This window comes from Pseudomonas acericola (SeqCode) (assembly GCF_053456465.1).
This window is the reverse complement of the sequence record NZ_JBRFJB010000007.1, coordinates 6,796-30,861: the sequence shown is the minus strand read 5'-3', so window position 1 is coordinate 30,861 and position 24,066 is coordinate 6,796. Positions and strand designations below refer to the sequence as shown.

Here is a 24,066-nt window from a genome sequence, read left to right as displayed (position 1 = left end):
CGCCTAGTGCGGGTTTTTTGTTGTCTGCGATTTAATGAGTCGCTTCAGGGTGACCTCCATCACCCTGAAACAGACTGCATCGTCACCTAAGCAAAAACACCATCAACGGATTGTCATTCAACCGCCCACTGAACACCGGCGCCTGATGCTCCAGCGGCGTCCCCGCCAGCAACGCCGTTTCCTTGCGCGCCACGATCACCCATGAAGGCCGTGGCAACGCGCCCAACCGCTCTATCTCGGCGGCACTGACAAACAGCGGCTGCTCATCGTGGTCCAGGTTCATCATGTAGCGCACCGCCCAGGTATCACGACCCAGATTGAGAAACACCAGTGGCCCCGGCTGCGTGACGCGCAGCGCCTCCACCTGGCCAACGAAGGTGCGGGTGTCGAATTGCAGGTCCTTGGCGCGATCGACCACGGTCACCAGCACCAACCATTGCGCGACCAAGGCGATTGCACTGAGCCACACCAGCCGACGCCAGGCGATCACTGCCGCCACTTGCAAGATCAACAACGCGCCAATCAACAGCGACAGCGAAACGTCCGGCCAGTAACCATGCTTCTGCCACCCATGGCGACAGACAAAGACTACAACCACGCACAACGCCGGTAGCACCGCGACAAGCCCTTCGTAGCACCTGCGCACGCCAACGAGCCAGCCTTGCGCCTGAAGCAGCCCGTAGGCGGCGACAGCAGCAAACAGCGGCACCATCGGCAAGATGTAATAAGCGCGCTTGAAGTGCGGCACCGACAGTCCGAGCAAAATCATCAGGCCGCAAGCACCGAGCCGCACCACCAACTGCACATCGTCATTCACAAAGCGCTCGGCCCAGCGATGGCGCAGCGCAATCAACGTCGCCAGCGCCAGCGGCACTACCGGGAAGTAGCGGTACACACTCAACTGGAAGTAGAAGTAGAACGGCTCGCCACTTTCATCGAGGCGCCCGCCGACCTGCATCTTGAACACTTCGTCGGCAAAGGCATCGCCACCGCTGATCCGCGCCAGCTTCACCAGCAGCCACCAGCACGCCGCCAACAGCAGCAGACCAACCGCGCCGTGGATCAACACCTGCCAGACCCGCTGCCCGGGGCGACTCAACGCCCAGTACACGCACACCACACCACAGACCTCGATCAACCCCAGCGGCCCGCGAATGGCAAAGCCGAGGATGAACAAGGGGAACACTGCCAGTTGGCGCCACCGTGATCCCAGGCGCTCGCCCGTGTGCAGCAGGTAGAAACTGCCTACACAGAGCAGCGACACCATCTGATCCAGGCACACCGAGCGCGACTTATCGAGCAACTGCGCAGTGAGCAGCGTCAGCAGCACCGTCAGCAGCGCCCACTGGCGACTCGACGGAGCCAGCAGACGGTAGATCAAGGCAACCACCCCGGCGGACGCCAGGGCAGTAGGCAGGATATTCGCCAGGTGATTGGGCGCACCGAACAGCCGGGCAACTACAAAACTGAAGAAAGTCGCGGTGCCGGGATAGTCCGCGTAGGGCTGGCCATAGGTCGTTGGGAAAAAACTCGCACCGTGGCGAAACATTTCCTGCAGGAACAGCGCCCAGCGTCCGTCAAAGCCCTGAGGCTGCTGATCCCAGATGCCCAAGGTAAACAGCAATAAGGCCAGCAGAAAAATGCCCAGGGACTCCAGGCGAAAACGGTTGCGGTGATCCATTGGTTGACCTGTCAGGTGAAGGGCGCCGATCTATGTTGCCGACCACCCTGCTGAATAGCGCCTGAACAGACCCACACTTACCGCCGCGCGGGCCACACCAACGCCGGGATCAGGCGGATGTAGATCAACTCACCCACCAACTCGATCAAGGTTTGCAGGATCACCACCGTCGCCGCCAACCCGCGCACATCCTCAGGCAGGGCCAACGCCAGGGGCAGCACCACCAACGAGTTGCGCGTCGATGCGCTGAACGTCACCGCACGCGCCGTCGCCGCAGGCAGCGCGAACAGCCGCGCGGCCAACATGCCCATCAGCGGCGCCAACACCAGGAAGCCCACATACACCGGGATCACCGGCACCAACAGGCCGATATCACGCACCACCGAGGTGATCTGCGACGCGATCACCACGAATAGCACCAACGCCATTGCCGGCACCGGCAGCCAGGCCCAGGCGTTGCTCCACGCACTGACGACCGAGGATCGCCGCGCCAGGGATGTGGTCAGCACAGCCAGAATCATCGGCAGCACAATCAACAGCACGAACGCCTCGACAAACGGCCCCGCCGCCACCACCGCGCCCGATTGCGCCTCCAGCATCAACCCCAGGAACACCGGCAACAACGCTAATTGCAGCAGCAACAACACCGGCGTCGCCGCCAACATCAACCGCGAATCGCCCTTGCCGATATGGGTAAACACCACCACGTAGTCGATGCACGGCGTGAGCAACACCAGCAACACCCCCACCAGCAACGCGGGGCGCTCTACCAGGCCGCGGGTCAGCGCCCACACCAGCAGGGGCACCAGGATGAAGTTGGCCAGCAGCAAGGCCGACAGGAAACGCTTGTTACCCAAGCCTTGGCGCAGGTCCAGAAACGGAATTTGCAGAAACATCGCATACATCAGCACTGCGATGGCGGGCGTAACCAGCATGCCCAGGCCGTTGGCCGATGAGGGCGCGAGCAGGCCGAAGCCGGCTGCCAGGAGAACAGCGACGAAGTAGAGGGGGATCTGATGGTGTTCGAGGGTGTCGCGGGTCATGACATCGCCCTAGCTGATCGCAAAGGCAACAAGCCTATGGATCTATTGGCGAGAGGTCGAGTGGTTAGGCATGAGCTTGTCAGAGGGATATTCCTGACGAGTGTGTAGCACCGCCAGTACCTCGATTTGCTCCAGCACTCGATAAACCACCAGATAATTGGGATGAACAACCATTTCCCGCGTACCGATCAAGCGACCACACTTGAATCCGTAGGGCATTGAAGACAGTCCCTCAGTGGCCGCCACAATGTTTCGGTGAAGGGTCGCAGCGGCAACGGGGTTGTACTGCTCAATATAATCAATGATATCGGTCAGGGCGGCGAGCCTTGCGCCTCTCTTCCAGCATCCTCTCGACTTCGGCCATGGCCTCATCATGCGGAATGCTCGGGCGAGGATCATCAATCGACGCCTGCACCTTGGCCCGAAACCAACGGTCGTAGCTGGCAGCCTGCTCTTCTGTTTCAAACTCTGAAACGATGGGAGAAAGTGGGATGCTCATAGAGACCTCCGAGTTGGGTGCCTGCCAGTCTAATCGGTCCATGGTCGGGTGTCGTTCCTCTCGGATGTATGGCTCTATCAGTGAGCGCCGAGATTAGTGAACCCACCAAAGGCAGGACAAGTACTGGCAAACTGGCCAACTGTTACTAAAAAAATAAAAACGATTAAAGGCAGAGCCCCAATGAATTTGAATGACGCCTCTTCACGAATGCCCGACGCGACACGCACGCCAAGTCAAAGCACCCCATTCAAAGAACCCACCGCCGACAACCACCTCCTCGGCGGCTTCACCTGGCGCCACCCGCGTACCGACTTCGAACGCCCCGTCGTCATCATCAACGCCGCCACTTCCCTGCGCTGCCGCTTTTACTCGCGTTTCGCCGACTACCTCTACACCAACGGTCTTGACGTCATCACCTACGACTACCGGGGCATCGGCGAATCCCGCAGCGGCTCGCTGCGCGGCTTCAAGGCGTCCTGGTCGGATTGGGGCACGCTGGATTTTGAAGCGATCCTGCAGCGCACCCAACGGGAATTCCCAGGGCAGCCAATCGACGTGGTGGGCCACAGCTTCGGCGGCTGCGCGGCAGGCCTTGGCGCCTCGGGCTCGGTGATCCGGCGCATCGTTACCGTGGGCGCACAGTTTGCCTATTGGCGCGACTACGCAGCGCGTGGACGCTGGCAGATGGTTGCCAAATGGCACGTGCTGATGCCGCTGCTAACAGCCCTCTGCGGATACTTTCCCGGCAAGCGGCTGGGCTGGCTGGAAGACACGCCCGCAGGCGTGGTGCGTGACTGGAGCACGCCGACGCCCCGCTATGAAACACGGCCCAGCGGACAAGCCCTGGATGAGCTGCCGTTCAGCCGGGTGACAGCGCAGCTCCTGGCCATCAGCCTCACCGATGACCCGTTCGGCACCGTGGCAGCCATCGAGCGGCTGCTCGGCTACTTCGTCAACAGCGAGCGTAGCCATCTGCGGATTGCACCCGAGGACATCGGCGAAAAACAGATCGGACATTTCGCATTTTTCCGCAGCGAGTATCAGGAAAGCTTGTGGCCAATAGCACTGGCGTGGCTGCAAAACGGCCAATTACCGACAGATACCCTTGGGATTTGCACCAAGCTGCGCTTCAATACCCCACTCTGAACCCTAGGACGTCACACCCATGGCCTCGCCAAACAAGCAGCAAAAACGCGCCCAACGGGCCAAGACCAAGGCCAAGCAAAACCGCACCCAGCGTGCCGTCGCAAGCAAGCCGGACGCCTTTGCCGGCGATGACAGCCGCATCGACCTTGAGTCAGTGGATTTGACCGAGCTGTTCGTCGAGATGCGCGCCGCGGGCGAGATCAGCCAGCAGGCATTGTGCGCAGCGTTCCTGTCGCACCCATTGCTGGCGCTGGTGCTGGAGCAGGAAGGCGAAGAGGAAGCCACCGACTTTATCCTGGCGGCGCTGATCGAGTATCGGCAGTGGGCCACGGACAGTGATGATGAAGCGGTTGCGCTGGCGTGGATTGAATCGCCAGAGTTCCAGGCGGATTACGTTGCGGCATCCCAGGCACTGGCTAACGCCGAAGACTGACGCAAAACCAAATGTGGGAGCGGGCTTGTGTGGGAGCCGGGCTTGCCCGCGATGCAGGCACCTCGAAGTATCAGTGATACCGAGGTGATGCTATCGCAGGCAAGCCAGCTCCCACACAAGCCCGCTCCCACATTTTTGAACGCATTCCGTCAGCTAGTGACTGCTGCGCCTACTCTTTGCGCCTTGCGACGACTGGACACCATCAGCCCCGCCGCCACCACCAGCAAGCTCAACACACCCGTCGCAATAATCTCGACCCGATGCGCTTCCTGGAACAGCATGATGGTCAACGTACCGACGATGAACACCATCACCGCGTAGGTCAGGCCCGGGAACAGCCACATCTTGAAGACAATCTTCTCTCCCGCCGCCGTACGCTTCTGGCGCATACGCAGTTGCGACACCGCGATCACCAGGTACACCAGCAGCGCGATGGCGCCGGAGCTGGCCAGCAGGAATTCAAACACGGCAGCCGGAGCCACGTAGTTGGCGAACACCGCGAGGAACGCCGCGCCGGTAGACAGCATCACTGCCCAATAAGGCGTGCCGCTCTTGTTGGTGCGCTTGGCCACAGCCGGTGCATCACCGCGACGGCCCAGGGAGAACAGCATGCGCGACGCGGTGTACAGCGCCGAGTTCAAGCAGCTGGTCACGGCAACCAGCACCACGATATCAACGATCATCTTGGCGTTCGGGATGCCCATGCGTTCCAGTACGGTCTGGTAGGAACCTACGGCCGCGAGGGTCGGATCGTTCCATGGCACCAGGGACACCACGATGAAGATCGACAGCAGGTAGAACAAGCCAATCCGCCAGATCACCGAGTTGGTGGCCTTGGTGATTTGCTGGCCAGGGTTCTTCGATTCAGCGGCGGCGATGGTGACGATCTCGGTGCCCATGAAGGAGAACATGGTGGTGAGGATCGCGGCCAATACCGCGCCCATGCCGTTCGGCATGAAGCCTTGGGTGTCGAACAGGTGCGAAACGCCGCTGACCTGGCTGGTCGGCAGGAAGCCGAAGATCGCGGCCAGGCCGAGGATCACAAAGCCCACGATGGCCACGACTTTGATCAGCGCAAACCAGAACTCGAACTCGCCGTAGTTCTTCACGCTGAACAGGTTGGTCGCGGTCAGCAGCAAGGTGATGACCAGCGTAAACGCCCAAATGGCAATATCCGGGAACCAGGCGTGCAGGATGGTCGCGGCGGCGTTGGCTTCCAGCGGGATCACCAGGACCCAGAACCACCAGTACAACCAACCGATGGTGAAACCGGCCCAGTGACCGATGGCGCGGTCGGCGTACGTCGAGAACGAACCGGTGTCCGGTGACGCCACGGCCATTTCGGCCAGCATGCGCATCACCAATACCACCAGCGTACCGGCGGCGGCGTAGGCCAGCAGCACAGCGGGGCCGGCGGCAGCAATCGCGTGGCCGGAGCCAACAAACAAACCGGCACCAATAACGCCGGCAATCGACAGCATGGTGACGTGACGCGGTTTGAGCCCCTGTTCGAGGTCATTGGAGCTTTGCGTACTACTCATTGACACACCTTTGCGAGGAATTGCGAAAACGGTCCGCCCGGCCTGCGCTCTTTCTCGTGAAAAGAAACCAACAGGGCGTTCTTTATTTTTTACGCAAGATTTGCGCCAAAATGTTACAAGCCCGCAATTGACGCGGGCTGTAGGACAATTCAACAGCCATCGCAACTCATTGAGAACAATGAGATTCCGCTATAGCGTTACCGTGCGACTCACTTCTAAACGAAAGAACGCACCAAAAACACACACAAAAAGTACGTGGCGCGCCATAACGGGGCTGATATGCACCGTTTGCCCGATTGACCCTTCCAACCCCCGGCCAAAGCTGGCACCATCGCGCCCTTTTTTACGCGAAGCCTGCCGGTTTACGGGTTCAAACGTCTGTTCGGTTGTTGATGGCGCGACACGCTACTGTGCCGATGCGACACCCTGCCGCAGACCACCTGTTAACCGTCCGCAGCGCTGTTGGCTGTCATCCAAACGCTATGCTAGCTTGGCGCCTCGCCAGGAAGGCGGCCCAACAGCAAGCACGCAACGAACACAATGAGGACCGCACATGGCCGAGGCCACGCCCGCGCTTGAAATCCGCAACTTGCATAAACGCTATGGTGAGCTGGAGGTACTCAAAGGTATCTCGCTGACCGCTCGCGACGGCGATGTGATCTCGATCCTGGGTTCCTCCGGTTCCGGCAAGTCCACGTTCCTGCGCTGCATCAACCTGCTGGAAAACCCGCACCAGGGCCAGATCCTGGTGGCTGGCGAAGAGCTCAAGCTCAAGGCTGCGAAAAACGGCGAGCTGATGGCCGCCGACGGCAAGCAGATCAACCGCCTGCGCAGCGAAATCGGTTTTGTGTTTCAAAACTTTAACCTGTGGCCGCACATGAGCATCCTCGACAACATCATCGAGGCCCCGCGCCGCGTGCTCGGCCAGAGTAAGGCCGAAGCCATCGAGGTGGCCGAAGCCCTGCTGGCCAAGGTCGGCATCAGCGACAAGCGCCATGCCTACCCCGCGCAATTGTCCGGTGGCCAACAACAACGGGCCGCCATCGCGCGCACCCTGGCGATGCAGCCTAAAGTGATCCTGTTCGACGAGCCCACATCGGCCCTTGACCCGGAAATGGTTCAGGAAGTACTTAATGTGATCCGCGCGCTGGCCGAAGAAGGCCGCACCATGCTGCTGGTCACCCATGAAATGGGCTTCGCCCGCCAGGTGTCCAGTGAGGTGGTGTTCCTGCACCAGGGCCTGGTCGAAGAGCAAGGATCGCCACAGCAGGTGTTTGAAAACCCGCTTTCGGCGCGCTGCAAACAATTCATGTCCAGCAACCGCTAACGGAGCAACATGCATGCAGAACTATAAAAAATTCCTTCTGGCTGCGGCCGTCTCGATGGCGTTCAGCGCCACGGCCATGGCAGAGACCTTGAAAATGGGGATCGAAGCGGCCTACCCGCCCTTCAACAATAAAGACGCCAGCGGCAATGTCGTGGGCTTCGACAAGGACATCGGCGACGCCCTCTGCGCCAAGATGAAAGTCGAGAAGTGTGAAGTGTATGTGTCCGACTGGGACGGCATCATCCCGGCCCTGAACGCCAAGAAGTTCGACTTCCTGGTGTCCTCGCTGTCCATCACCGATGAACGCAAGCAGGCCGTCGACTTCACCGACCCGTACTACTCCAACAAGCTGCAGTTCATCGCGCCCAAAGCCACCAAAGACTTCAAGACCGACGCCGGTTACCTGAAGGGCAAGATCATCGGCGCACAACGCGCGACGTTGGCCGGTACGTTCCTGGAAGACGAGCGTCCTGACACCACCTCCAAGCTCTACGACACCCAGGAAAACGCCTACCTCGACCTGATCTCAGGCCGCCTCGACGGCATCCTCGCCGACAAGTACGTGCAGTACGAATGGCTCAAGAGCAAAGACGGTTCCGCCTACGAGTTCAAGGGCGACCCGGTGGTAGAAAGCGACAAGATCGGTATCGCCGTACGCAAGGGCGACCCGCTGCGCGAGCGCCTGAACAAAGCCCTGGCAGAGATCAAGGCAGACGGCACCTACAAGAAGATCAACGACAAGTACTTCCCTTTCAGCATCGAATGATCTGAACGGTATGCCCGGCGCGCTCACCTGAGCGCGTCGGCTTTTAGCAATGCCTTGCGATATGAAAACACCATGAATTTCGATCTCTACGGATTCGGCCCCGCGCTTGCCGCTGGCGCGCTGATGACCGTCAAACTGGCGCTCACGGCCCTGTGCCTGGGGCTGGTGCTTGGCCTGGCCGGCGCCTTGGCCAAGACGTCCCCGTACAAGCCGCTGCAATGGCTTGGCGGCGCTTACTCGACCCTCGTGCGCGGCATTCCCGAACTGCTGTGGGTACTGTTGATTTATTTCGGCACGGTCAACCTGATGCGTGCCCTGGGCGAGTTCTTCGGCAACCCCGACCTGTCCCTCAGCGCCTTTGCCGCCGGGGTCATTGCCCTGGGCCTGTGCTTTGGCGCCTACGCCACCGAAGTGTTCCGCGGCGCGATCCTCGCCATTCCCAAGGGCCACCGCGAAGCCGGTGTGGCACTGGGCCTGTCGAAGTTTCGCATCTTCACCCGCCTGATCATGCCGCAGATGTGGCGCATCGCCCTGCCGGGCCTGGGCAACCTGTTCATGATCCTGATGAAGGACACCGCGCTGGTCTCGGTTATCGGCCTGGAAGAAATCATGCGCCACGCGCAGATCGGCGTGACCGTGACCAAGCAGCCCTTCACCTTCTTCATGGTCGCGGCCTTCATGTACCTGGGCCTCACCGTCCTGGCGATGACCGCCATGCACTTCCTGGAAAAACGCGCCGCCCGCGGCTTTGCAAGGAGCACCCAATGAGCGGCGACTACAGCTGGCTGGCGCATTTCGACCTGGGCCTGAACTGGGCCGTGATCATCAAGTGGCTGCCCAAACTGGCCCAGGGCGCGATCCTCACCCTGGAGCTGGTGGCCATCGCCGTGATCGCTGGCCTGCTGCTGGCGATTCCGCTGGGTATCGCCCGCTCCTCGCGGCGCTGGTACGTCAGCGCCCTGCCCTACGCCTACATCTTCTTTTTCCGGGGGACGCCGCTGCTGGTGCAGTTGTTCCTGGTCTACTACGGCCTGGCGCAGTTCGATGCGGTGCGCGAGAGCTTCATGTGGCCGTACCTGCGCGATCCGTTCTGGTGTGCCACCGCCACCATGACCCTGCACACCGCCGCCTATATCGCCGAGATCCTGCGCGGCGCGATCCAAGCGATCCCCCCGGGTGAGATCGAAGCGGCGCGTGCCTTGGGCATGTCCAAGCCGAAGACGCTGTTCTACATCATCCTGCCGCGTGCCTCGCGCATCGGCCTGCCGGCGTACAGCAACGAAGTGATCCTGATGCTCAAGGCCAGCGCCCTGGCCAGTACCGTGACCTTGCTGGAACTGACCGGCATGGCCCGCACGATCATTGCCCGCACCTACTTGCCGGTGGAGATCTTCTTTGCCGCGGGGCTGTTCTACCTGTTGATGGCCTACATCCTGGTGCGCGGCTTCAAGCTGCTGGAACGCTGGCTGCGCGTCGATGCGTGCCAAGGACGTTGAAGCGCGCTTTGAAGCGCTGGATACATTCCTGATCGAACACCAAGGGCTGTGGCGACCACGGCCCTTCACTCACCGGCAACTCCCCTGGGAAGCCGAACACCCCACGCTCTCCCACTGGCTGCGCCAACGCTCGTTGGCCGACGCCGAAACCGCCCACAACCATCCCCATGACCTGCCTGCCCCTGCGCCTTTTCCACAGCTGGCAGCCCAGGCGTTGGCGCTCGGTGCTGTGGATAAGTTACCGACAATGCCCCTTGAGCCCGCTCGCCATCGCCTGAATGTCGATGTGCCCGGGCGCAAATGGCAACAGATCGAAGCCTTCGGCGCGGCGCTGGGATTTGGCGCAACGCCGACACACTGGCTGGACTGGTGCGCCGGCAAGGGCCACCTCGGCCGCCGCTTGCTGCAAACCGGGCAACACCTGACCTGCCTGGAATATGACCCCACACTGATCGCCGCCGGCCAGGCCTTGAGCGAACACCACGGTTTGCCTGTGACCCACCGCCTGCAAGATGTGATGGCCGACGTCGCAATCAGCGCCGAACACACCCCCATCGCCCTGCACGCCTGCGGAGACCTGCACGTGCGCCTACTGCAACTGGCCAGCAGCGCCGGCTGCAAACAACTGGCCCTGGCGCCCTGCTGCTACAACCGCATCGGCACACAGCGTTATCAAGCACTGTCCAGCGCAGGCCAGGCCTCGGCATTGCAGCTGTCAATCGACGACCTTGGCCTGCCCCTCAGCGAAACCGTCACCGCCGGCGCCCGCGTGCGTCGCCAGCGAGATATTTCCATGGCGCGGCGCCTGGGCTTCGATCACCTGCAACGGCAACTGCGCGGCTGCGACACCTACTCGCCCACCCCTTCACTGCCCAGCGCCTGGCTGGACAAACCCTTCGCCGACTACTGCCGGGAACTGGCGGCACTCAAAGGGTTATCCACAGGTGAACAGGATTGGCTGGCGTTGGAAGCGCACGGCTGGCGGCGTTTGGCCGAGGTCAGGAACCTGGAATTGGTGCGTGGTCTGTTTCGGCGCCCGCTGGAGGTTTGGCTGGTGCTGGATCGGGCACTGTTCCTGCGCGAAAACGGCTACAGGGTTGAGGTGGGCAGCTTTTGCGAAGCGGCATTGACGCCGCGCAACTTGATGGTGCTCGCCGAGCGCGATTAAAGGGCAAAATTGTCGCAGCCAAGCCTGTGGATAACTCTGTTGATGAATTTTTTACAGCGCCTGTAGCCGTCTGCGTTACAGGCCAAAAGCCAGGCTGATCATTTTTTGTTCACAAAATAAAACGCACGCAAAACAGGCAGTTGCGACGTGTTGAGAACAGATCCACAAAATCGCTGTTTAATCCCCGCAGCAACCAACCAATTGTGCATAAGCATCTGGCATCCCGCCTATAACGCGACCGCTCAGGGCGTGTTTTTTGGCCTGATCAGTACGCGGCACAGCTCGTTGATATCGTCGCTGGCAAGGCTCTGGCCCACGTTATCCAGCGGGTCCGAGCCAAAGGCCAGGGCTTCGCTGAAGGCCAGGTCGCGGTGTACGACATCCAGCAGTTGTTCACCCAGGCGCAGCTTGAACGCTTCGACCATGTCCAGGCTGAACGCCGAATGCTCATCCAACTGGTTGATCACGAAGTGACAACGCGGCTGGTGGTGGCGCTCACGGTATGGCGCCAACAAGGCCTCCATCTGGTCCAGCGTGCCGAGGCAGGCGGCGTCCGGCTGCACCACCACCAACACGATGTCGGCGACGTTCAACGCTTGGTGCAGGTACGCATTATTGCCAGCAGGCGTATCGATGATCACCGTCTGGCGCTCGCTCAAGCCCAGCACCGACAGGCGCTGCGCCAGCCACGTCGGCTCACGGGTGAGCCAGCGTTGGAGGTTTTCCTGCTGCTGCACATCAGTGTCGCCAAAGGGCATCACCTGACAACCGGCAAACCCGGTTTGCAAGACACTTTCCCATTGCGCATTGATCAAGCTGGTGCGGCCGATACCCGGTAGCTCATGGCCCACACCAAAGTGCTGGCGCAAGGCGTTCTGCGGGTCGAGATCCAGCGCCACCACGGACTCGCCCAGGCGCTGCAAGCCGCTGCTCAGGGCCGTGACCAGGGTACTGCGGCCAACGCCACCATTGACGGAGACCACGGCCATCACCGTCGGGTGCGGTGCGTTCGCATCAAATGGCAGGGAGTGTTCGTAGGCATAAGGCGTATTGGCGCTGAAGCGCGAACCGTCCTTCGCATTCACGCGAGTGCCATCATCGAAGGGGATGGTGCCGAAAAAGTGCAGTCGAGCGTTGCGCCCTTCAGGGTCGCGGGACACGCCCTTACCGAACAGGGCAAACAGATCATCAGTGCGGCTCATGGCCGGAGCTCCTTCACGGCGCGTTAAAGACGTGGGAGGTCGGCAAGAAACAAGGGGCTTACCGCAGTCTTTTTGTAGGCGCTTTTGTTGGACCATTTTGTGACAGAGATCAGGGGGTGTCATTATTTTGATGATATTCTCCGCGCTCTTTCGGACGAGCGGAAAATAGCCAATTTACTGACGTTCAAATCCCGTTATTTATGGCCCCGTGATTTCACCGTGCCATTGTTTTTTGCCCGCTATCACCGCACCATTGCCGCACCTTCCAGGCTGCAAGCTCGGGTATAGCTGTGGCAATACGCTTTAAAATCCCCCGAATTCTGTTCGGTTTTGCCATCACGCTGATGCTGGGTGGCGGGCTGCTGGGCGATTTGCATGCCGATTGGGATTTCAGCCAGATCAGCCGCCGCGCCGAAGCGCTCTATGGCCCACTGGGCGCCGGGCGCCAACGCATCGATGCCTGGCAAAACCTGCTGTCTACGCAGAAGCAAATCGGCGAGCTTGAGCAACTCAAAGTGGTCAACCTGTTCTTCAACCGGCAGATGAAGTACGAAGAAGATATCGACCTGTGGCACGAGATTGATTACTGGGCGACCCCCATTCAATCCCTGTGGAAAGGCGCCGGTGACTGCGAAGACTACGCCATCGCCAAATACTTCAGCCTGCGTAACCTCGGCATCCCGGCCGACAAGCTGCGCATTACCTACGTAAAGGCCTTGCGCCAGAACCGTGCGCACATGGTGCTGACCTACTACGCCAGCCCCGAAGCCATGCCGTTGGTGCTGGACAGCCTGATGGACCCGATCCTGCCCGCCAGCCAGCGCACCGACCTGCTGCCGGTCTACGCGTTCAACGGTGAAGGGCTGTGGCTGACCGGGGCGGCGGGCAACAAGAAAGTCGGTGACACCAAGCGCCTGTCGCGCTGGCAGGATGTCTTGAAGAAAATGACCGCCGAAGGGTTTCCGGCCAGTTCGGATAATTAACAGGAGCTACGATGTCACTGTTCAAACAATTGCTGATCGCTATCTGTGTGTTTCTCGTGGTCGCCTTCAGCGGTAGCTTCGTGGTCAGCCTGGAAAGCTCGCGTACCCAGTACGTCAACCAGTTGCGCTCCCACGCCCAGGACGCGGCCACCGCGCTGGCGCTGTCGCTGACGCCGAACATCGATGACCCGGCGATGACCGAACTGATGGTCAGCTCGATCTTTGACAGTGGCTACTACGCCAGCATCCGCGTGATCGACCTGAGCAATGACCAGGTGCTGGTGGAACGCTCCGCCGAGCCCGACGCCAACGGCGTGCCGGCCTGGTTCGTGAAGATGATCGGCCTCGCGCCGGCCGGTGGCGATGCCATCGTCAGCCGTGGCTGGCAGCAGGCGGCGCGCGTGGAGGTGGTGAGCCACCCGATGTTCGCCCTGGCCAAACTCTGGCAGAGCGCCCTGGGCAGCCTCGGCTGGCTGCTGCTGTGCGGGGCGGCGAGCGCCATCCTTGGCGCCTTGCTGCTGCGCCGCCAGCTCAGGCCGCTGGACTATATGGTCGAGCAATCCCACGCCATTGCCCGGCGTGAATTCCTCAGCCTGCCCGACCTGCCGCGCACCCCGGAATTGCGCCGCGTAGTGCAGGCCATGAACCAGATGGTGGAGAAGCTCAAGGCGCTGTTCCACGAGCAGACCGAGCGCAGCGAGAAGCTGCGCGTGGAGTCCTATCAGGACAGCCTGACCGGCCTGGCCAACCGGCGCTATTTCGAGATGCAGCTCAGCTCCCGCGTCAGCAACCTCGAAGAACCCAGTTCCGGCTACCTGCTGATGCTGCGCGTCAACGACCTCGGCGGCCTCAACCAGCGCCTTGGCGGGCAGCGCACCGACCAGTTGCTGCAAGCCGTCAGCCAGCAACTGGTGCGCACCTGCGCCAAATACCCGGAAACCCACAACCTGATCACCCGCAGCCGTGGCGGTGAATTCGCGGTACTCGCGCCGGGCCTGGTGCGTGACGAAGCCCGGCAATTGGCCCAGGAGCTGGAAGCCACCTTGCAGAGCCTGTACGAAACCGGCGCCACCGACATGCCTACCGTGGCCTACATCGGCTTGGCCCCCTACAACCCCGGCGACGCCTCGGCCGACCTGTTGATGCTGGCCGACCAGGCCCTGACCCAGGCGGAAGCCAGCAGCGGCCAGAGCTGGGTGTGCCTGGAACACCAGACCGCCGGCACCGTCAGCGATGACCCGCACAGCTGGCATACCCTGCTCGACCATGCCCTGAAGCAAGGGCGTTTTCGCCTGTTCTTCCAGCCGGTGGTGAGCAGCAGCGATACCCAGCGGGTGCTGCACTACAAAGTCCTGTCGCGCCTGCTCGACAACGAAGACCAAACCATTGCGGCGGGCCACTTCCTGCCATGGCTGGAGCGCTTCGGCTGGACCGCACGCCTCGACCAAGTGATGCTTGATCTGGTCATCAAGCAATTAGCCCAACACAACCAGTCAGTGGCCCTGAACCTCTCCGCCGCCACGTTGAACGACCCGCAGGCCATGGAGCAGATCTTCGAACGCCTGGCCCAGCACCCAACCCTGGGGCCGCGTCTGACCCTGGAAATCGGCGAAGAGCAAGTGCCCGAGCAAACCCAGTTGGAGCAGCTCATCCGGCGCATGCGCAGCCTGGGCTACAGCCTAGGCCTGCAACGTTTCGGTGGGCGCTTCAGCATGATCGGCAACCTGGCGCACTTGGGCCTGGCCTACCTCAAGATTGACGGCAGCTACATCCGTACCATTGACCAGGAAAGCCACAAGCGCATCTTTATCGAAGCGATCCAGCGGGCCGCCCACAGCATTGACCTGCCGTTGATTGCCGAGCGCGTGGAAACCGAGGGTGAATTGCGGGTAATCCGTGAGATGGGCGTAGAAGGGGTGCAAGGCCAACTGGTCGGTGAACCGGCGCCCTGGAAGTAAAACGTCGACTCCTCATGCCTCCTTGACGCTGATGCCGTGAAGGAGGTGTGGCGTGTTCAGATCAGGCCGGTTTCATCGTCATTGATCAGTTCACTCAAGCCACCCAGCGCCGCCCGGGCCTGGGTCCGCTCCAGAAACTTGGCCTGTGCTGCCGGCGGCAAGTCGGTGATGCGGATCACGCCTTTGGACGTCAGCACCTGAATCAAGTCGTCCAGCACTCGAATCATCTCAAGGTCACTGTTCTTCAGCTGCTTGAGGCTGTCTTCGATCTCATCGCCGGCAAACCACGCCTGGATCTCATGATGGTCAGCCGGTAGCGTCTCGGTGGCTTCCGCGTAGGCCTGCGCCTCGACGCGTACCAAAGCGTTGTTTTGATCGCGTTGCACGTAGAACATCAGCGTTCTCCCAATAAAAAATCCCTGCAGGCGCCGCGCACGACGCCCACAGAGATTACACACATTTTCCCGCAGCCGATGCCACTGGGGCGCCAATCCCGAAAGATTGCCGCCCCGGTGGTGATCAGTCGTGGTGCTTGACGGTCAGGTCGCCACCGGCGATCAGGTTGTTGATCGCGGTGCTGCCACTGCCCCAGTTCGCGCCGTCGACCTTGATCGTCACATCGGCCGTACCGCCACTGGCGGTGAACGAACCGGTGCTGCTCACGCTCAGCGTCGAGTTGCCCGACGAGTCGGTGGTCAACTTCAGGTAGTTCGCCAAGTTGGTGTCGTTATTGCCTTGCAGCAAGTCGGACAGGTCCAGCTTGTCGCCTTCGCTGTGCTTGAAGTCAGTGATGCGATCAAAGCCACCGCTGGTGTTGGTATCGCCTTTGAGCCAGACGAACGTATCGGCACCTGCGCCGCCGGTCAGGATGTCATTGCCCTTGCCGCCCACCAGGATGTCGTTGCCGGCACCGCCATTGAGGGTGTCGTTGCCGCCCTGGCCGAACAGGATGTCGTTGCCTACGCCACCCAGCAGGGTGTCGGCGCCATCGTTGGTGCCGTAGATGTTCGACGCGTTGGCCAAGGCCCCGACGTCCTGCACGTGCTCAGTGATGTACTGGTGCAAGGTGCGATCATCCAACTGATCAACCGCAATGGACAGCTTCTCGGCAGCGAAGGCCTTAAGCGCCGCGTTGCCTTCCTGACCTTTGTAGCTGATCAGGTCGCCGAACAGGATGTCGTTGCCCGAACCACCGGATACGTTGTCCGCGCCAGCATCGGCGGTGTGGCCGGTGATGGCGTCTGCCAGCTTCGCGGTATCGATGGTCGAAACCTGCTGGTCGGTATCGAACTGCTTGAGCACGGCGCTATCGATGCTCGAACCCAAGCCAATCGCCTCGACCACGACTTTGTCGGGCACCGAGTTGACCAGGTCGCTGTAGGCCGTCTTGGCGTTTGCCAGTGCGGTATTGGAGCTCTGGTAGACCGCAGCAACGTCAAAGCCGCCATTGCTGTTGGCCACAACCGTACCTTCATAGGTCGAGTTGCCGCGGCTGTCGTAGGAGTAAACCTTACCGCTGCCATCGACAACCACCCGCCAGCTGCCATTGATCACGGCGTAGACCGAATTGCTCTGGCCCAGGACGTAATTGGAGTTGTTCACCACGTTGTCGAAGTAAACGGATGAGCCCCGGCCGCTGTTCAGGTTTGGGTTGCCCTGCACGTCGGTGTACACGTTCGGCGAACCGTCGGTGATGAAGTACGTGAGGTTTTTCGCACCGGCGTTGCTGGTGGCGTCGCTGCTCTTGAACCAATCCGAGGCCGCTTTGAACGCGTCCTGGTAGTTGGTCATGTCGCTGGAATTGGACACCATCTGGTTCAACACGGCCTGCAAGGCCGCCTTGGCGGCGGTCTTGTCGGCCAGGTTGACCGAGACTTCAGACTGAACGCGGGTGTCGAAGTCCACCAGCAGTACTTTCACAACGCCCGAGTCTTTAGTCGCGGCATTGGCAATCAAGGTATCGAAGATGCTCGAGAGCTGATCTTTGATCGACTTCATGGCGGTCGAACCGATACTGCCCGAGGTGTCGACGAGGAACGCGATGTTGTAGTTGGTACCCGGCGTGGTGATACCGCCTTTGTCGCCGACCACAATGTTGTTCGCCGAGCTGGAACCCAGGTCGATGGTATCGGCACCCGCGCCGCCTTCCAGGTTCAAGGTGTAAACCTGCGACTTGACTGTGATGGTGCTGGTGGCGACCGACGAACTCAGGCTGTCGGAACCGGCGCTGTCCTTCACGGAGATGTCGATGAGGCGATCACCGGTAGTCGGGTACTTGCTGGTGCTGGAGTACTGGAACGACTCCAGCAGCGCCTTGTAAGTGGCCGAATCCGCTGCGCCCGAGAGCGTCAGCACGATCTTGCCGCTGACGTCGGTGCCGACGCTGGTCAAGGTCACGCCTTTGTAAGTACCACCCACCGCAATCAGGCTGGAGCTGAGCTGATCGCCCGAGCTGGCGTTTTTCAGGGTGATGGTCGCACTTTGCATCTGCGTGCTATCGACGTCAGCGATACCCACGCTGGCGGTGATCGCCACGCCGGCGTCGGAACGCTCGGTGTACGAGGTGCTGTAGCCGGTGGCGAGAGCGCCGTCCGCGGTGCTGAGGTCCAGCACTGGGGCGTCGTTGACCGGGGTGATCACGATGCTCACCTTGCCGCTCGATGTCACGGTTTCACCGGTGCTCTGCTCGGTGGAGGTTGCCTTCACAGTCAGGTCGAAGGTACCGGTGGAATCCTTGACCGGCGTGACCGTCAGGGTTTTCAGGTTCCAGGTGCTGACATCGTAGAGCGTGCCCGTACCAGTCGAGGTGTAGGTGTGGCCGGTGGTGCCGTCGGTGATCACGGTGCCTTTCGGCAGGCCGCTGATCTCCACCTTGTGCAATTCCGAACCGTCGTTATCGGTAAACGTGGCGGTAATCGGGCTGACCTTGATGACGGTGTCTTCCAGGCCGCTGTTGTAGACGTACCCGGTGTAGTAACCCTCGCCATTGACCACATGGCTGTCGCCCAACACCGCACCGGCGGCTTTCAACGCCTCGATGCTGGTGTAGGTCTGGATGCCGCTGCTGCCCAACGACACCGACGGGGCGTTGTTGATCGACACATTGACGTTGTAGTTACCCGCGCCAGCCTGGTTGTAGTGGTAGATGTCGAGGGTGTAGTAGCCCGACTCGGTCGGCGTGTAGGCCGAGCCGGTAATCGCGCTGCCGCTGCTCCAGGTTTCGGTCGCAACCAGCTTGCCGCCCACGGTGATTGCCAGGCTGTCGTCGGCCGTACCGGTGAAGGTATAGCTCTTGCCGGCTTCCAGGTAGATCAGGCCCGAGACCTTGGTCGCGGTGGTGGCCGTCACATTGTCGTTGGCCACGGTGTGGATCACACCGGTGGACACAGCGCTGGCCGCGGTTTTGGCGTCAATGACCTTGATCAGGTCGTCGGATTTGACCACGCCGTTACCGTTGGTGCCCAACGCGGTCGGCAAGTTGCCGCCCGTCCAGGTCTGGATAACCAGGCCCTGCGCCGCAGCGCCGGCCTGAGTCACCGTCACAACGCCCGCATCCGCCAGCGGATGGATATCCACGGTGATGGTTTTGGTCTCGCTGTTGGTATTGCCGTCGGTGGCCTGGAACTTCAGCTCGGTGTAGTGACCTTGCTTGTTGCCCACGCCGGTGCCGCCGAAGCTGCTGTCGCCGGACTCGTTCTCCGCCGGGCTGTAACGCACGTTGTGGTTATCGAAGTCCGCCTGGCTGAAGGCCTTGCCGGCCGAAGTGGCGGTTGCCAGATCTGCCGTGGTGAGTTTGACCCACACGCCGTTGACGTTGTACTCGATGGAACCGGCAGGCAGCGCGGTGAACACCACTTTCGGGTTCGCCGAGTCTTCATCCTTGACGCCGAAGGTGGCCCAGGTCAGTTCGACCGGGGTGTCTTCGTTGCTCTGGATGGAGCCGTTGGTGGCGGTTGGGGTGTCGTCGACCAAGGTCACAGTCGGTTGCGCCACGTTATGCGAGTTCAGGCCTTCTGGGTCGGTGACGGTCAGGTCGATCTTCGGCAGCTGGTTGCCGGCGTTGACGAAATCAGCACCTTTCTGGGTCAGCACCACGTTGTTGCCGGAGATGCTGTAGTAGCCGCTCGCGTTGGTGGTGCCGGTGAAGGTGATGGTCAGGCCCGAACGTGGGGTTTCTTCGTCGGTCGCAACGAAGGTACCGGCCACGGTGCCGACCTTGGCGGTGTCTTCAACGATGGTGGCCGGCGTGATGGTGATCACTGGCACGTCGTTGTGCACGTTAACCACTGGCTGCGCGTTGTTGCTGGAGTTCAGGCCTTCTGGGTCAGCGACAGTCAGGTCGATCTTCGGCAGCTGGTTGCCGGCGTTGACGAAGTCAGCACCTTTCTGGGTCAGCACCACGTTGTTGCCGGAGATGGCGTAGTAGCCAGCCGAGTTGCTGTTGCCGGTGAAGGTGATCGTCAGGCCAGCACGTGGAGTTTCTTCGTCGGTCGCAACGAAGGTACCGGCGACGGTGCCTGTAGTGACCGAGTTTTCTTCCAGGGTGTTGGCGGTAACGGTGATGACCGGCACGTCGTTGTGCACGTTAACCACTGGCTGCGCGTTGTTGCTGGAGTTCAGACCTTCAGGATCGGTAACAGTCAGGTCGATCTTCGGCAGTTGGTTGCCCGCGTTGACGAAGTCCGCGCCTGCTTTGGTCAGCACAACGTTGTTGCCGGAGATGGCGTAGTAGCCCGCGCCGTTGGTGCCTGGAGTGAAGGTGATCGTCAGGCCAGCACGCGGAGTCTCTTCGTCGGTCGCGACGAAGGTACCGGCGACGGTGCCCGTGGTGACCGAGTTTTCTTCCAGGGTGTTGGCGGTAACGGTGATGACCGGTACATCGTTGTGCAGGTTGACCACTGGCTGGTCGGAACCTTTGGAGTTCAGACCTTCTGGGTCGGTGACGGTCAGGTCGATCTTCGGCAACTGGTTACCCGCGTTGACGAAATCAGCACCTGCTTTGGTCAGCACAACGTTGTTGCCGGAGATGGCGTAGTAGCCCGCGCCGTTGGTGCCTGGAGTGAAGGTGATGGTCAGGCCAGCGCGCGGAGTTTCTTCGTCAGTCGCAACGAAGGTACCGGCGACGGTGCCCACTGCGGCCGAGTTCTCTTCCAGGGTGTTGGCGGTAACGGTGATGACCGGCACGTCGTTGTGCACGTTAACCACTGGCTGCGCGTTGTTGCTGGAGTGCAGGCCTTCTGGGTCGGTGACGGTCAGGTCGATCTTCGGCAGCTGGTTGCCCGCGTTGACGAAGTCGGCGCCTGCTTTGGTCAGCACAACGTTGTTGCCGGAGATGGCGTAGTAGCCCGCGCCGTTGGTGCCTGGAGTGAAGGTGATCGTCAGGCCAGCACGCGGAGTCTCTTCGTCGGTCGCGACGAAGGTACCGGCGACGGTGCCCACTGCGGCCGAGTTCTCTTCCAGGGTATTCGCTGTAACGGTGATGACCGGCACGTCGTTGTGCACGTTAACCACTGGCTGCGCGTTGTTGCTGGAGTTCAGACCTTCAGGGTCGGTGACGGTCAGGTCGATCTTCGGCAGTTGGTTGCCCGCGTTGACGAAGTCCGCGCCTGCTTTGGTCAGCACAACGTTGTTGCCGGAGATGCTGTAGTAGCCCGCAGCGTTGCTGTTGCCCGTGAAGGTGATCGTCAGGCCAGCACGTGGAGTTTCTTCGTCAGTCGCAACGAAGGTACCGGCGACGGTGCCCACTGCGGCCGAGTTCTCTTCCAGGGTGTTGGCGGTAACGGTGATGACCGGCACGTCGTTGTGCACGTTAACCACTGGCTGCGCGTTGTTGCTGGAGTGCAGGCCTTCTGGGTCGGTGACGGTCAGGTCGATCTTCGGCAGCTGGTTGCCCGCGTTGACGAAGTCGGCGCCTGCTTTGGTCAGCACAACGTTGTTGCCGGAGATGCTGTAGTAGCCCGCCGCGTTGCTGTTGGCCGTGAAGGTGATCGTCAGGCCAGCACGTGGAGTTTCTTCGTCGGTCGCGACGAAGGTACCGGCGACGGTGCCCGTAGTGACCGAGTTCTCTTCCAGGGTATTCGCTGTAACGGTGATGACCGGCACGTCGTTGTGCACGTTAACCACTGGCTGCGCGTTGTTGCTGGAGTTCAGACCTTCAGGATCGGTAACAGTCAGGTCGATCTTCGGCAGTTGGTTGCCCGCGTTGACGAAGTCCGCGCCTGCTTTGGTCAGCACAACGTTGTTGCCGGAGATGCTGTAGTAGCCAGCCGCGTTGCTGTTGCCCGTGAAGGTGATCGTCAGGCCAGCACGTGGAGTTTCTTCGTCAGTCGCGGTAAAAGTACCAGCGACAGTACCGACAGCGGCCGAGTTCTCTTCGATGGTAGCCGGAGCAACAGTGATAACCGGCACGTCGTTAACCAGGTTCACGGTCGGCTGGCCTTCGCCATTCGAGTGAGCGCCCGCTGGATCAGTAACAGTCAGGTCGATCTTCGGCAGCTGGTTACCAGCGTTAACGAAGTCAGCACCGGCTTTGGTCAGCACAACGTTGTTGCCGGAGATGGCGTAGTAGCCAGCCGAGTTGCTGTTGCCGGTGAAGGTGATGGTAAGACCCGAACGTGGAGTCTCTTCGTCAGTCGCAGTGAAAGTACCGGCGACGGTACCTACAGCGGCCGAGTTCTCTTCGATGGTAGCCGGAGCAACAGTGATAACCGGCACGTCGTTAACCAAGTTCACAGTCGGCTGGCCTTCGCCATTCGAGTGAGCGCCCGCTGGATCAGTAACAGTCAGGTCGATCTTCGGCAGCTGGTTACCAGCGTTAACGAAGTCAGCACCGGCTTTGGTCAGCACAACGTTGTTGCCGTCGATGGCGTAGTAGCCAGCCGAGTTGCTGTTGCCAGTGAAGGTGATGGTCAGACCCGAACGTGGAGTCTCTTCGTCGGTCGCAGTGAAGGTACCAGCGACGGTACCTACAGCAGCCGAGTTCTCTTCAATCGTGGCCGGAGCAACGGTGATAACCGGCACGTCGTTAACCAGGTTAACAGTCGGTTGGCCTTCGCCATTCGAATGAGCGCCTGCTGGATCGGTAACGGTCAGGTCGATTTTCGGCAGCTGGTTGCCAGCGTTGACGAAATCAGCACCTGCTTTGGTCAGCACAACGTCGTTGCCGGAGATGGCGTAGTAGCCAGCGTCGTTGGTGCCCGGAGTGAAGGTGATGGTCAGACCCGAACGCGGGGTCTCTTCGTCAGTCGCAGTGAAGGTACCGGCGACAGTACCCACGGCAGCCGAGTTCTCTTCAATCGTGGCCGGAGCAACGGTAATAACCGGCACGTCGTTAACCAGGTTAACAGTCGGTTGGCCTTCGCCATTCGAATGCGCGCCTGCTGGATCGGTAACAGTCAGGTCGATCTTCGGCAGTTGGTTGCCCGCGTTGACGAAATCAGCACCTGCCTTGGTCAGCACAACATTGTTGCCATCGATGGCGTAGTAGCCAGCCGAGTTGGTGCCTGGAGTGAAGGTAATGGTCAGACCCGAACGTGGAGTCTCTTCGTCGGTCGCAGTGAAGGTACCAGCGACGGTACCTACAGCAGCCGAGTTCTCTTCAATCGTAGCAGGAGCAACAGTGATCACCGGTACGTCGTTCACCAGGTTCACAGTCGGCTGGCCTTCGCCATTCGAGTGAGCGCCTGCTGGATCGGTAACGGTCAGGTCGATTTTCGGCAGCTGGTTGCCAGCGTTAACGAAGTCAGCACCGGCTTTGGTCAGCACAACGTTGTTGCCGGAGATGGCGTAGTAGCCAGCCGAGTTGCTGTTGCCAGTGAAGGTGATGGTCAGACCCGAACGTGGAGTTTCCTCGTCGGTCGCGGTGAAGGTACCGGCGACAGTACCGACTGCGGCGGAGTTCTCTTCGATGGTAGCCGGAGCAACGGTGATCACCGGCACGTCGTTAACCAGGTTAACAGTCGGTTGGCCTTCGCCATTCGAATGCGCGCCTGCTGGATCGGTAACAGTCAGATCAATCTTCGGCAGCTGATTACCCGCGTTGACGAAATCAGCACCTGCTTTGGTCAGCACAACGTTGTTGCCGTCGATGGCGTAGTAGCCAGCCGAGTTGCTGTTGCCAGTGAAGGTGATGGTCAGACCCGAGCGTGGAGTCTCTTCGTCAGTCGCAGTGAAGGTACCGGCGACAGTACCGACTGCGGCCGAGTTCTCTTCGATGGTGGCCGGAGCAACGGTGATAACCGGCACATCGTTAACCAGGTTCACAGTCGGCTGGCCTTCGCCATTCGAATGCGCGCCCGCTGGATCGGTAACAGTCAGGTCGATCTTCGGCAGTTGGTTGCCCGCGTTAACGAAGTCAGCACCGGCCTTGGTCAGCACAACATTGTTGCCGTCGATGGCGTAGTAGCCAGCCGAGTTGGTGCCTGGCGTGAAGGTAATGGTCAGACCCGAACGTGGAGTCTCTTCATCCGTCGCAGTGAAGGTACCGGCGACGGTACCTACAGCGGCCGAGTTCTCTTCAATCGTGGCCGGAGCAACAGTGATGACCGGCACATCGTTAACCAGGTTAACAGTCGGCTGGCCTTCGCCATTCGAGTGAGCGCCTGCTGGATCAGTAACAGTCAGATCAATCTTCGGCAGCTGATTGCCCGCGTTAACGAAGTCAGCACCTGCCTTGGTCAGCACAACATTGTTGCCATCGATGGCGTAGTAGCCAGCCGAGTTGGTGCCTGGCGTGAAGGTAATGGTCAGACCCGAACGTGGAGTCTCTTCATCCGTCGCAGTGAAGGTACCGGCGACGGTACCTACAGCGGCCGAGTTCTCTTC

17 protein-coding genes are annotated in these 24,066 nt (G+C 60.6%); 9 read left to right on the top strand and 8 right to left on the bottom strand.

Annotated elements, in window-relative coordinates; all coding sequences use genetic code 11:
• Nucleotides 1-82: 82 nt before the first annotated feature.
• From ACU688_RS22750 to relB, 4 genes are all read right to left on the bottom strand, one after another.
• Entirely contained in the window at nucleotides 83-1,681 is a 1,599-nt protein-coding gene (locus ACU688_RS22750; protein WP_448186460.1) for a glycosyltransferase family protein, read from the bottom strand.
• 77 nt (nucleotides 1,682-1,758) lie between these two features.
• Nucleotides 1,759-2,724 carry an arsenic resistance protein gene (locus ACU688_RS22745; RefSeq protein ID WP_448186459.1) on the bottom strand — a complete coding sequence of 322 codons (966 nt, stop codon included), beginning with the start codon at nucleotides 2,722-2,724 and terminating at the stop codon, nucleotides 1,759-1,761.
• A 42-nt stretch (nucleotides 2,725-2,766) separates the two neighbouring features.
• Nucleotides 2,767-3,096 (bottom strand): type II toxin-antitoxin system RelE/ParE family toxin, encoded by a 330-nt coding sequence (locus ACU688_RS22740; RefSeq protein ID WP_448186563.1) that lies wholly within the window; start codon nucleotides 3,094-3,096, stop codon nucleotides 2,767-2,769.
• A complete protein-coding gene (relB, locus tag ACU688_RS22735; RefSeq protein WP_448186458.1) occupies nucleotides 3,023-3,223 on the bottom strand; it encodes a type II toxin-antitoxin system RelB family antitoxin in 201 nt (66 codons plus the stop codon). Before relB ends, ACU688_RS22740 begins: the two co-directional genes overlap by 74 nt.
• 207 nt (nucleotides 3,224-3,430) lie before the next feature.
• On the opposite strand from relB, the gene ACU688_RS22730 reads away from it, so the two are divergent.
• Nucleotides 3,431-4,369: an alpha/beta hydrolase family protein gene (locus tag ACU688_RS22730; protein ID WP_448186562.1), complete on the top strand. Its 939-nt coding sequence runs from the start codon at nucleotides 3,431-3,433 to the stop codon at nucleotides 4,367-4,369.
• A 19-nt stretch (nucleotides 4,370-4,388) separates the two neighbouring features.
• Nucleotides 4,389-4,802: a hypothetical protein gene (locus ACU688_RS22725; RefSeq protein WP_448186457.1), complete on the top strand. Its 414-nt coding sequence runs from the start codon at nucleotides 4,389-4,391 to the stop codon at nucleotides 4,800-4,802.
• 149 nt (nucleotides 4,803-4,951) lie between these two features.
• On the opposite strand, the gene gabP is transcribed toward ACU688_RS22725, so the two are convergent.
• The gene (gene gabP, locus ACU688_RS22720) at nucleotides 4,952-6,343 is read right to left on the bottom strand and encodes a GABA permease (protein ID WP_448186456.1); all 1,392 of its coding nucleotides are present in this window, start codon (nucleotides 6,341-6,343) and stop codon (nucleotides 4,952-4,954) included.
• 553 nt (nucleotides 6,344-6,896) lie between these two features.
• Between gabP and ACU688_RS22715 the strand changes: the two genes are divergently transcribed.
• From ACU688_RS22715 to ACU688_RS22695, 5 genes are all read left to right on the top strand, one after another.
• Nucleotides 6,897-7,670: an ABC transporter ATP-binding protein gene (locus ACU688_RS22715; RefSeq protein ID WP_017738342.1), complete on the top strand. Its 774-nt coding sequence runs from the start codon at nucleotides 6,897-6,899 to the stop codon at nucleotides 7,668-7,670.
• A 13-nt stretch (nucleotides 7,671-7,683) separates the two neighbouring features.
• Nucleotides 7,684-8,436 (top strand): transporter substrate-binding domain-containing protein, encoded by a 753-nt coding sequence (locus ACU688_RS22710; RefSeq protein ID WP_448186455.1) that lies wholly within the window; start codon nucleotides 7,684-7,686, stop codon nucleotides 8,434-8,436.
• 72 nt (nucleotides 8,437-8,508) lie between these two features.
• Nucleotides 8,509-9,204 carry an ABC transporter permease gene (locus tag ACU688_RS22705; protein WP_017738340.1) on the top strand — a complete coding sequence of 232 codons (696 nt, stop codon included), beginning with the start codon at nucleotides 8,509-8,511 and terminating at the stop codon, nucleotides 9,202-9,204.
• Nucleotides 9,205-9,242: 38 nt separating this feature from the next.
• Nucleotides 9,243-9,932 carry an ABC transporter permease gene (locus tag ACU688_RS22700; protein ID WP_025999969.1) on the top strand — a complete coding sequence of 230 codons (690 nt, stop codon included), beginning with the start codon at nucleotides 9,243-9,245 and terminating at the stop codon, nucleotides 9,930-9,932.
• Nucleotides 9,913-11,100 carry a methyltransferase gene (locus ACU688_RS22695; RefSeq protein ID WP_448186454.1) on the top strand — a complete coding sequence of 396 codons (1,188 nt, stop codon included), beginning with the start codon at nucleotides 9,913-9,915 and terminating at the stop codon, nucleotides 11,098-11,100. The genes ACU688_RS22700 and ACU688_RS22695 overlap by 20 nt, the downstream gene beginning before the upstream one ends.
• A gap of 242 nt (nucleotides 11,101-11,342) precedes the next feature.
• Here ACU688_RS22695 and bcsQ read toward each other — a convergent pair whose 3' ends face one another.
• Nucleotides 11,343-12,302, bottom strand: coding sequence for a cellulose biosynthesis protein BcsQ (gene bcsQ, locus ACU688_RS22690; protein WP_448186453.1), 960 nt, complete (start codon nucleotides 12,300-12,302; stop codon nucleotides 11,343-11,345).
• Nucleotides 12,303-12,592: 290 nt separating this feature from the next.
• Between bcsQ and lapG the strand changes: the two genes are divergently transcribed.
• The gene (gene lapG, locus ACU688_RS22685; RefSeq protein WP_207041063.1) at nucleotides 12,593-13,285 is read left to right on the top strand and encodes a cysteine protease LapG; all 693 of its coding nucleotides are present in this window, start codon (nucleotides 12,593-12,595) and stop codon (nucleotides 13,283-13,285) included.
• A gap of 11 nt (nucleotides 13,286-13,296) precedes the next feature.
• Complete coding sequence (gene lapD, locus ACU688_RS22680; protein ID WP_448186452.1) at nucleotides 13,297-15,243, top strand: cyclic di-GMP receptor LapD; 1,947 nt, start codon at nucleotides 13,297-13,299, stop codon at nucleotides 15,241-15,243.
• Nucleotides 15,244-15,299: 56 nt separating this feature from the next.
• Here the strand turns inward: lapD and ACU688_RS22675 are convergent, their stop codons facing one another.
• Both ACU688_RS22675 and ACU688_RS22670 read right to left on the bottom strand, forming a co-directional pair.
• Nucleotides 15,300-15,638 carry a hypothetical protein gene (locus tag ACU688_RS22675; protein ID WP_017738335.1) on the bottom strand — a complete coding sequence of 113 codons (339 nt, stop codon included), beginning with the start codon at nucleotides 15,636-15,638 and terminating at the stop codon, nucleotides 15,300-15,302.
• A 124-nt stretch (nucleotides 15,639-15,762) separates the two neighbouring features.
• Nucleotides 15,763-23,925: a beta strand repeat-containing protein gene (locus tag ACU688_RS22670; RefSeq protein ID WP_448186451.1), complete on the bottom strand. Its 8,163-nt coding sequence runs from the start codon at nucleotides 23,923-23,925 to the stop codon at nucleotides 15,763-15,765.
• Between the last annotated feature and the right edge of the window lie 141 nt (nucleotides 23,926-24,066).

Coding starts and splice junctions, on each gene's coding strand:
- ACU688_RS22750 (WP_448186460.1), bottom strand. CDS start 1,681: ATGGATCACCGCAACCGTTTTCGCCTGGAGTCCCTGGGCATTTTTCTG.
- ACU688_RS22745 (WP_448186459.1), bottom strand. CDS start 2,724: ATGACCCGCGACACCCTCGAACACCATCAGATCCCCCTCTACTTCGTC.
- ACU688_RS22740 (WP_448186563.1), bottom strand. CDS start 3,096: ATGAGGCCATGGCCGAAGTCGAGAGGATGCTGGAAGAGAGGCGCAAGG.
- relB (WP_448186458.1), bottom strand. CDS start 3,223: ATGAGCATCCCACTTTCTCCCATCGTTTCAGAGTTTGAAACAGAAGAG.
- ACU688_RS22730 (WP_448186562.1), top strand. CDS start 3,431: ATGCCCGACGCGACACGCACGCCAAGTCAAAGCACCCCATTCAAAGAA.
- ACU688_RS22725 (WP_448186457.1), top strand. CDS start 4,389: ATGGCCTCGCCAAACAAGCAGCAAAAACGCGCCCAACGGGCCAAGACC.
- gabP (WP_448186456.1), bottom strand. CDS start 6,343: ATGAGTAGTACGCAAAGCTCCAATGACCTCGAACAGGGGCTCAAACCG.
- ACU688_RS22715 (WP_017738342.1), top strand. CDS start 6,897: ATGGCCGAGGCCACGCCCGCGCTTGAAATCCGCAACTTGCATAAACGC.
- ACU688_RS22710 (WP_448186455.1), top strand. CDS start 7,684: ATGCAGAACTATAAAAAATTCCTTCTGGCTGCGGCCGTCTCGATGGCG.
- ACU688_RS22705 (WP_017738340.1), top strand. CDS start 8,509: ATGAATTTCGATCTCTACGGATTCGGCCCCGCGCTTGCCGCTGGCGCG.
- ACU688_RS22695 (WP_448186454.1), top strand. CDS start 9,913: ATGCGTGCCAAGGACGTTGAAGCGCGCTTTGAAGCGCTGGATACATTC.
- bcsQ (WP_448186453.1), bottom strand. CDS start 12,302: ATGAGCCGCACTGATGATCTGTTTGCCCTGTTCGGTAAGGGCGTGTCC.
- lapD (WP_448186452.1), top strand. CDS start 13,297: ATGTCACTGTTCAAACAATTGCTGATCGCTATCTGTGTGTTTCTCGTG.
- ACU688_RS22675 (WP_017738335.1), bottom strand. CDS start 15,638: ATGTTCTACGTGCAACGCGATCAAAACAACGCTTTGGTACGCGTCGAG.